Below are 8,571 nucleotides of genomic sequence, written 5' to 3'. Positions count from 1 at the left end.
AAAATAATAGATTCGTACTCACTTTATAAGTACGTTGCGGAATAATATAGATGTTCAATCGATTGCCTGTACCTGAAAACCTTCCCTGTAGATTAACTGATGCCTTTTACCGCATCCATCAATATTTACCAAAAGGAAATGTAAAACAGCGGGTTAAGCTGGATGATGCACTCAATCAGATCAATACCGACGATCTTTATGCATTACAAGATTTTCCCCTGCACAATTTTTCTGCCTATGAAGGCTGGGCGATTGATTCGAATATCACTCAGCAGGCAAGTTCACAAAATCCTATTGTTGCAAAAGGGATATATTTTTGGAAAAAACAGTTATATCACTCTATTAATCCTTATAAACTCGATCTGAACGGATATATAATCAAGATCCCTAAATTTACCAAACTTCCTGAAGGGGTAAATGCCATTATTTTAGAACAGGATAAGCGCTTAGATTTCTCTGACATTGAAAATGTAAAAATAAAAAAAACAATTGCGCCGATGCAGGGTGTTATTCAACAAGGCAGTGTGTTTAAACAAGGCGATTTAATCCTGGCAAAAAACCAGAAAATTACACCTGAACGATTAGTCGCACTTAGACGGGCGGGTATTACAGAGCTTTCTATTTATCGACACCCTAAAATCCTGATTGTTAATATGTTTCCTTTCGATCAAGCGGGAGAAATCAGTGAAGAATGCTTATACCTCAAAGATTTGTTAAAAACATGGGGGTATGGCGAGGTTGAGATTAAACCGCATAAACCGGCACGTTATGACAGGGCATTTAATTCCCATCAAGAAGCTGGACATCCCGCATTAGATGGAAGCTTGACTTCCGCTTGGGACGAATATCATCAGTTTTTTGATGAGCAAATTCCTGAGTTTGACATTATTTTATGCTGGTCACCTTTAAATCATTATGGTTCTGGATTAGGGCTTTCAAAGCTGGCTAACTTTTATCAAGGCAATGGTGATGGTCCTATTACGACATGTTGTGTGCCAGCCAGTGAATTCCGGATTTTTCAGAGTAATGACCGAAGCCCTAGACTCACTCAGGTCGTAAACCGTTATGATGAACGTGGGCAGTTAAGGGAAATGCGTACAGAGATCACTGAAGATCGAACTACGATTATCAGTCTACCTGGTAATATGCAAGATGTTGCATTGTTGATGCACGTATTTGTGAAATATATTTTAAATAAGCATGATCCTGATTTTTTTGAGAATCTGTATTTGCAAGGCAGGATCGACCAGCAGCTTGAGCCTGATCCAAAGTATAGAACATTATTATGGGGACGCTACCAGTTTGAAGCAGATGGTCAATATTCGCTACAGATCATTCCACAACAACCTTTTCAGATTGATGGTTTTGCTGCTGCCAATTGCATTATCATTGTGCCATTTGCAGAGCCACCGATTCAGTCGGGTGAATTCGTGTATTTTATTAAAATAGATCAAGTCTGAATAATTTTAGCGTTTTCCAATCCAGACAACAGTCGAGAGTGGCTGTTGTCTTATAGGGAATATAAAAATTACTTTTTAGTGTTTGGCAATAACGCAGTCATAAAACCTAACAAAGGTAAGAACGAGCAGAGTTTGTAAACCCAGACAATGCCATGTGTATCCGCCAAATGGCCTAAACCCGCTGCACCTATTCCACCAATACCGAACATCAGTCCAAACATTAAGCCCGCAACCATGCCAACCCGACCGGGTACAGCTTCCTGTGCGTACACCACAAGCGCAGAGAAGGCAGAAGACATCACTAAACCAATAATAATGACCAGAATGGCGGTTCCTGTTAAACCAACATAAGGCAGCATCAGGGCAAATGGCGCAATACCTAAAAAGGATACCCAAACCACGGCTTTACGTCCGATACGATCACCGACTGGGCCGCCTGCAAAAGTGCCCAGTGCCACAGCGCCTAAAAATATAAATAGATAGAGCTGTGATGTCTGGATTGAAACGTTAAATCTTTCGATCAAATAGAAAGTAAAATAATTGGTAATGGCAGCGATATAGATAAATTTGGCGAACAGTAAAATACAGATGACGACCATGGCCTGAATCACCTGTTTACGCGTCAAGGTCGAAATGGCACGTTGGCTGGCGAGACGTTGTGCAGGTGCTTGTTTGACCAGCCATTTGGTCACGCGTAATAAAACGAAAATAGCCAGAGCAGCAACTAAAACAAATAAGCCAATTGCCCCTTGTCCGTTAGGAATAATGACCGCAGCAGCAACTAAGGGGCCCAGTGCTGAACCGGTATTTCCGCCAACCTGAAACATGGATTGCGCCGTACCAAAACGTCCACCTGATGCAGTACGGGCAATACGCGATGCTTCAGGATGAAAAGTGGATGAACCTATACCAATCAGCGCAGCTGCAAAAAGTAAGCTGTGATAACTTCCTGCAATCGCCATTAACCCAATGCCGATCAGCGTGGCGAACATACCCGCAGGCAATAAATATGGTTTTGGATGTTTGTCAGTATAGAGTCCAATCCACGGTTGTAATAATGACGCGGTAATTTGATACACCAGCGCAATCCAGCCAATCTGGGCAAAGCTCAGTGAAAACTCTGCTTTGAGCATGGGATAACTTGCTGTCACGACCGCCTGAATAGAGTCATTTAATAGATGTGCAAAGGCGACTGCACCGACCACACGCAACACGAATTTTTGAGGTTGATCTTGAGGTGGAAATTGCTCTTGTGGAAAGGTGGTCTCAAGAGTCCCTGTATGATTTGCCATACGTGCTCCGACAGGTTATATCAGCTTAAATTGAGATAATGAAGAAGGTTTGTTTTTCAGCATTTTTATCCTAAACTGAACTGTAAGCGGCCCACAATCATATTTGGGACAGATAGTATCGATTTCAGGCCATATTGAGAGACGAAGCTAATGCGTAATATTCAGGTCAATGATTATCAGGATGTGGCCCGTAATGTCATGGCAACAGGCAATGATTACGAAGATGGTCAAATTTTGGCAAGCCATCGTCATGCCAGAGGGCAATGCCTGTATGCAATAACAGGGGTATTGACGGTAACAACCAATACAGGCAGTTGGGTGGTACCACCGAAACGTGCGTTATGGATTCCAGCAGGGATTGATCATGAAGTGCATATGGGGGGTATCACCAAAACACGCAGTGCCTATATTCTTCCAGAAGTCGCGTGCAAAGCAGGTTTACCCATTTATTGTGCCGTAATTAATGTGTCGCCGTTATTGCATGAATTACTCTCGACAGCGGTTGATCTGCCTGCCGAATATGAATTGGGTGGACGCGATGATTATTTGATGCAATTGATCATCGCCGAAATCGCGTTGATGCCTGAATTGCCATTGAATGCACCTTTACCACAAGAGCCACGCTTGGCTGCATTATGTTTGCAATTATTAAAAGCACCGACTTTAGATCATGATCTGGATCAGATTGCAGAACAGGTGGGAATGAGCCGTCGCAATTTCACCCGAATTTTTCGACTACAGACTGGCATGAGTTTTAGTCATTGGCGGCAACAGGCCTGTCTACTGAATGCATTGACCAGAATGGAATTAGGACAGCCGATTACCCGTGTGGCGATGGAGCTTGGGTATAGCAGCAGTAGCGCTTTTACTGCGGCCTTTAAACGTTCTTTAGGCGTGGCTCCGCGTTTTTATTTACAAGGAAAATGATTAGGCGAATGTGATAATGTGAGATGAAATCAATTCACTCATTTCACGACCATTTGTATGGTTTGAGAACATAAGATCAACGATAAATTTATGCTGTCATTATTAAAAGGTTTGGCCTTGTCCCATCAAGGTCTAGAAAAAAATAATACATTCGGTGAAGGATTATCTGGAACACTGAACGCGATTGAGCATCTCGGTTATGTGCAAATAGATACCATTTCCGTGGTTGAGCGTGCGCATCATCATGTTTTGTGGAGTCGGGTGCCAGATTATCAGCTAGATCACTTAAATCAGTTAGTGAAAGAGCAGAAAGTTTTTGAACATTGGGCACATGCAGCCTCTTATCTGCCGATGCGGGATTATCGTTATGCTATGCCCTTGATGAATGCGATACGAAATGGTGAAAGTCGCTATTTCAAAAGTGACCCTCGTTTGATGAAGGAGATTCTGGCTCAGGTTAAAGCAGAAGGAAAAATTCAACTGCGAAATATGCAGAAGGAGAAGCGGGAAGGCCCAGCAGGTTGGTGGAATGCTGGTCCAAGTCGTAAGGCGCTTGAGCAATTATTTATGCAAGGTGACTTGATGATCTGTGAGCGTAATGGGATGGAGAAAGTCTTTGATCTCACGGAACGCTGTTTGCCACAAGGGATTGATCTGAGTACACCGACGTTGCATGAATATGCGCATTATTTATTGAACATGAACATACGCGCACACGGTGTATTTACATGGAAGCAGTTATTGCATTTAAAAGGAAAAGAGTTGCGTGAGGTGATGCGTACTGTATTGGATGAACATATCGATGCAGGTTTAGTAAAGGTTCTAAAACTGGAAAATGGACAAACGATTTATGCAGCCAGTGCGGTATTAGAACATGAATCCATTATTCAACCGCAACTCAAAATATTGTCTCCTTTCGATAATCTGGTGATTCATCGAGAGCGCTTGAGTAGCTTATTTGACTTTGATTACCGTATTGAATGTTATGTGCCAGCTGCGAAAAGACAATATGGTTATTTTTGTTTACCGCTGTTATATGCAGATCGGTTTGTTGGGCGCATTGATTGTAAAGTGCATCGCCGTGAAAAGCGATTAGAGGTGATTCGTTTGCATTTGGAAGATCCGAAGATGCAGGATCGAGAAGCTTTGATTAAAGCTTTAGAGATAGAATTACAACGTTTTGCTGTGTTTAATCAGTGTATGAGTGTTGATTTAGGAAAAAACAGCTTAAGCTGAGAAATCGGGCAGGATCTTGAAAATTTCGATCATGCCCGATCCTATGTATTTACTTTAAGCGTTGTTATTTAGCTGAGTGGATAGCTCATCCCAACGTTGATTTGCACTTTGCATCGACTGCATTTTGACATGACCAAAGCCGCGTACTTCTGCAGGAAGCTCGGCAATTTGTGCAGCTACTGTCAAATCATGCTGTTGTGGTGCTGCAACAAGTGCTTTCACAAATTCCATGTAACGATCACGCCATGCATGTTCATGTTGGCGTTCTTCTTGACGTGCAAATGGATCAAGGAAGGTTTCGCGCAGCCATTGTAAGCGGGCAAGTAGCATCATCGGGAAACGCATCCAGTAACCAAAAATACGTTTGCGTACATTGGTACCTAGTGTCGGTGGTGCAAGGTGATAGGATAAACGCACACCACGCCCGAATTGCGATTCGATTGATTTTTTAAAGCTAGCACCTGTTAGCAAGCGGGCAACTTCATACTCATCTTTATAGGCCATTACACGATACAGCTGTGTAGCGATTGTGGTTGCAAGCGCTTCAGGCAACATTTTAGACGCTTGTTCTGCAAGATTTCTATATGTATCAGCATAAGCATCATTCCAGTAGTCTTGCAAACGGACTGAACGATCATGAATCAGTTCTGGTAGCGTTTGCGGCGCATTCTGTTTTGGCAAACTGTCGAGTAGGCGCTTCGCCAGATCAGGATCGCTTGCAAGATGACAACCTACGCGGAAAGCTTCCAGATTCTTTTCAACTGCTGTGCCATTGAGTTGAATGGCTTTTTCAATACTTTTGCGCAGTAATGGAATCTGACCAGATTGCCATGCCATTCCCAGTAAGATCTGATTGGCAAAGATGGCATCACCCAAGACTTGGGTGGCAATACGCGCAGCAGGTAAAGATACCAGTTTACCTTGGTCGACATGACCACGAAGACGATTGATCAAATCCGTAATTGGCGCAAACCAGTCACGTTTATTAATGAAGTCAGATGTCGGTGAGCCATCTTCATTGACAATGACCATCGCATTTGGTTTTAAACGAGACAAGGCCGCATTGCTGCCTGCCACCACTGCATCGGCACCAATAAGAAGGTCACATTGACCTGCAGGGATTTTAGTTGCGGAAATTTGCTCGTCATCTGAAGCCAATTGAACATAGGAATAAACTGTACCACCTTTTTGAGCCAGTCCTGCCATGTCCATCACGCGTGCTGCTTTACCTTCCAGATGCGCGGCCATTCCCAATAATGCGCCGACGGTGACCACACCTGTACCACCCACACCACCAACCATGATTCGGCTTGGTGCTGTATCAAGTTGAGGAAGAATCGGACGCTCAGGCCAGCCCGTAGCAAAACCTTCAAATTTGGCTGGACGTTTCATATCACGGGTATGTACCGTCACAAAACTTGGGCAGAAACCTTCGACACAGGTAAAGTCTTTGTTACAGCTGCTTTGGTTAATTTGACGTTTAGTACCTAAAGCTGTTTCTACGGGTTCAATTGAAAGACAATTTGATTTTTTCGAGCAATCGCCACAGCCTTCACAAATATCGCTATTGATGTAGAGGCGTTCAGCAGGGTCAGGATAAGCATCACGTTTACGGCGACGACGTTTTTCGCTGGCACAGGTCTGAACATAAATTAAAGCGGTGACACCAGAAATCTCACGTAATTCACGTTGCACGGTATCTAAATCATTTCTATGGCGGATTTCTACATTGGGCGCAAGGTGTTCTTCTGCATGAATCAACGCTGGTTCATCCGTTACGATGACCTGTTTTTTAATCCCTTCCGCATCTAACTGGCGGGTCAGTTGTGCGACACTCAAATGTCCATCGACATGTTGTCCGCCTGTCATGGCAACTGCATCGTTGTAAAGGATTTTATAGGTGATATTGATATTGGCTGCGATGGCTTGTCGAATTGCCAAATAGCCTGAATGGAAGTAGGTTCCATCACCGAGATTGGCAAAAATATGCTTTTCATTGGTAAAGTGCGATGCACCCGCCCAGCTCACACCTTCGCCGCCCATTTGCGAGAAAGTTTCCGTGCCGCGATCCAGTGATACCGCAATATAGTGACAACCGATGCCACCTAAGGCGCGACTGCCTTCTGGCACTACGGTGGAGGTATTATGCGGACAACCGCTACAGAAATAAGGTTTGCGGTCTGCCAGATCCAGCACACGGCGTGACTCTTGTTCTGCTTTTTGCAATAAATCGATACGATTCTGAATTTGTTGTCTTAAATTCTTAGGTAAATCGAGTTGCAGAAAACGTGCTGCCAGCATTTTGGCAATGGGTTCAGGCTGGAACTCATAATGACCAATGAGAGGTGCTTCCTCGATGGAGGTACTCCATTCACCTTTACCATGAATTGCTTTGCCAAAGACATGTGGACGTTGCTCATCAGGCAGGGAATACAGTTCATCTTTGATCTGTGATTCAAGAATAGGGCGTTTCTCTTCAACCACAATCAGCTCTTTTAGTCCTTCGGCAAATTCACGAATACCTTGCGGTTCTAAAGGCCAGATCAACCCAACTTGATAAACCCGTAGCCCAAGCTGTTGCGCCGTTTCATTCTCAATTCCTAAAATGCGTAAGGCTTCAATGGTATCGAGATAGCCTTTACCGCTTGCAACAATCCCCATGCGGGCATTTTCACAAGGCCAAGTGGTTTGATTCAGCTGATTGGCACGTGCATAGGCCAGCACAGCAGGTAAGCGATGTTGATAGAGGCGTTGTTCTTGCTGGATGCCATGATCAGGCCAGCGAATATTGACACCATCGGCAGGGAAGTCCACATCTTTTGGAATCACGGGAATGACCCGATCTAAATCTACATTGACGGAAGCCGAAGTTTCTACAATTTCACTGACCAGTTTCATTGAGGTCCAGACCCCAGCGAAACGGGACATTGCCACGGCATGCACACCAAGATCAAGAATATGTTGCACTGAGGTTGGATAGAAAATCGGAAGACCGCAGCCAATCATGACATGTTCAGATTGGTGTGGAACCGTAGATGATTTACAAGAGTGATCATCACCAAATAAAGCGACCACACCGCCATGTTCAGCAGTTCCGGCAAGATTGGCATGACGCAGCACATCACCTGAACGGTCTACACCCGGGCCTTTGCCATACCACCATGAGGTGACGCCATCATATTTTCCCTGGCCTGCGAGGTTGGCTTGCTGCGTGCCCCAAATGGCCGTTGCCGCGAGATCTTCATTAATACCGGGTTGAAAGACGACATTGTGATCTTTAAGTATGCCTCCAATTTGCCAAAGGAAATTATCATAATTACCTACAGGGGAACCGCGATAACCTGAAATGAAGCCAGCTGTATGCAACCCGTTCAATTCATCACGGCGAGTCTGTGCTAGAGGTAACCGAACGAGTGCCTGAATGCCTGTCATGTAGGCTGAACCGTGATCACTGATATATTTATCATCCAGTGATACATCCTTAGTAGCGATCATTTTTGGAGTAACTTTTGTCGCTATATTCATTTATATCTCCTTAGAATTCTCGTAGTTTTGACTACTTGTTTTTTCAACATCCGGTTGAATATTTGGAGTAAGTACATAACAATTAAAAAGATTGAACAGTTCGGGATAAAAAAAGACCTGATCAATGTATG

Annotated in this window: 5 protein-coding genes; 3 read left to right on the top strand and 2 right to left on the bottom strand. The window is 43.9% G+C overall.

Going from position 1 to position 8,571, the window contains the following annotated elements; all coding sequences use genetic code 11:
• Positions 1-50 precede the first annotated feature (50 nt).
• A complete protein-coding gene (locus A9Z07_RS03275) occupies positions 51-1,460 on the top strand; it encodes a molybdenum cofactor biosysnthesis protein MoeA (protein ID WP_069576767.1) in 1,410 nt (469 codons plus the stop codon).
• Between the two features lie 68 nt (positions 1,461-1,528).
• Here the strand turns inward: A9Z07_RS03275 and A9Z07_RS03270 are convergent, their stop codons facing one another.
• Positions 1,529-2,752 carry an MFS transporter gene (locus A9Z07_RS03270; protein ID WP_062847796.1) on the bottom strand — a complete coding sequence of 408 codons (1,224 nt, stop codon included), beginning with the start codon at positions 2,750-2,752 and terminating at the stop codon, positions 1,529-1,531.
• 150 nt (positions 2,753-2,902) lie between these two features.
• Here A9Z07_RS03270 and A9Z07_RS03265 point away from each other — a divergent pair, with 150 nt between their 5' ends.
• The gene (locus A9Z07_RS03265; protein WP_069576765.1) at positions 2,903-3,679 is read left to right on the top strand and encodes an AraC family transcriptional regulator; all 777 of its coding nucleotides are present in this window, start codon (positions 2,903-2,905) and stop codon (positions 3,677-3,679) included.
• A gap of 90 nt (positions 3,680-3,769) precedes the next feature.
• Positions 3,770-4,915: a winged helix-turn-helix domain-containing protein gene (locus tag A9Z07_RS03260; protein ID WP_069576764.1), complete on the top strand. Its 1,146-nt coding sequence runs from the start codon at positions 3,770-3,772 to the stop codon at positions 4,913-4,915.
• Positions 4,916-4,969: 54 nt separating this feature from the next.
• Here the strand turns inward: A9Z07_RS03260 and A9Z07_RS03255 are convergent, their stop codons facing one another.
• Positions 4,970-8,440, bottom strand: coding sequence for an indolepyruvate ferredoxin oxidoreductase family protein (locus tag A9Z07_RS03255; RefSeq protein ID WP_069576762.1), 3,471 nt, complete (start codon positions 8,438-8,440; stop codon positions 4,970-4,972).
• Positions 8,441-8,571 lie beyond the last annotated feature (131 nt).

The organism is Acinetobacter sp. YK3, assembly GCF_001729365.1.
Lineage (GTDB): Bacteria > Pseudomonadota > Gammaproteobacteria > Pseudomonadales > Moraxellaceae > Acinetobacter > Acinetobacter vivianii.
Note: the sequence above shows the minus strand (reverse complement) of the source record. Positions and strands in the feature narration are given on the sequence as shown.

Excerpts from the sequence above, each read along its gene's own strand:
- A9Z07_RS03275 (WP_069576767.1), top strand. The coding sequence starts at position 51 with ATGTTCAATCGATTGCCTGTACCTGAAAACCTTCCCTGTAGATTAACT.
- A9Z07_RS03270 (WP_062847796.1), bottom strand. The coding sequence starts at position 2,752 with ATGGCAAATCATACAGGGACTCTTGAGACCACCTTTCCACAAGAGCAA.
- A9Z07_RS03265 (WP_069576765.1), top strand. The coding sequence starts at position 2,903 with ATGCGTAATATTCAGGTCAATGATTATCAGGATGTGGCCCGTAATGTC.
- A9Z07_RS03260 (WP_069576764.1), top strand. The coding sequence starts at position 3,770 with ATGCTGTCATTATTAAAAGGTTTGGCCTTGTCCCATCAAGGTCTAGAA.
- A9Z07_RS03255 (WP_069576762.1), bottom strand. The coding sequence starts at position 8,440 with ATGAATATAGCGACAAAAGTTACTCCAAAAATGATCGCTACTAAGGAT.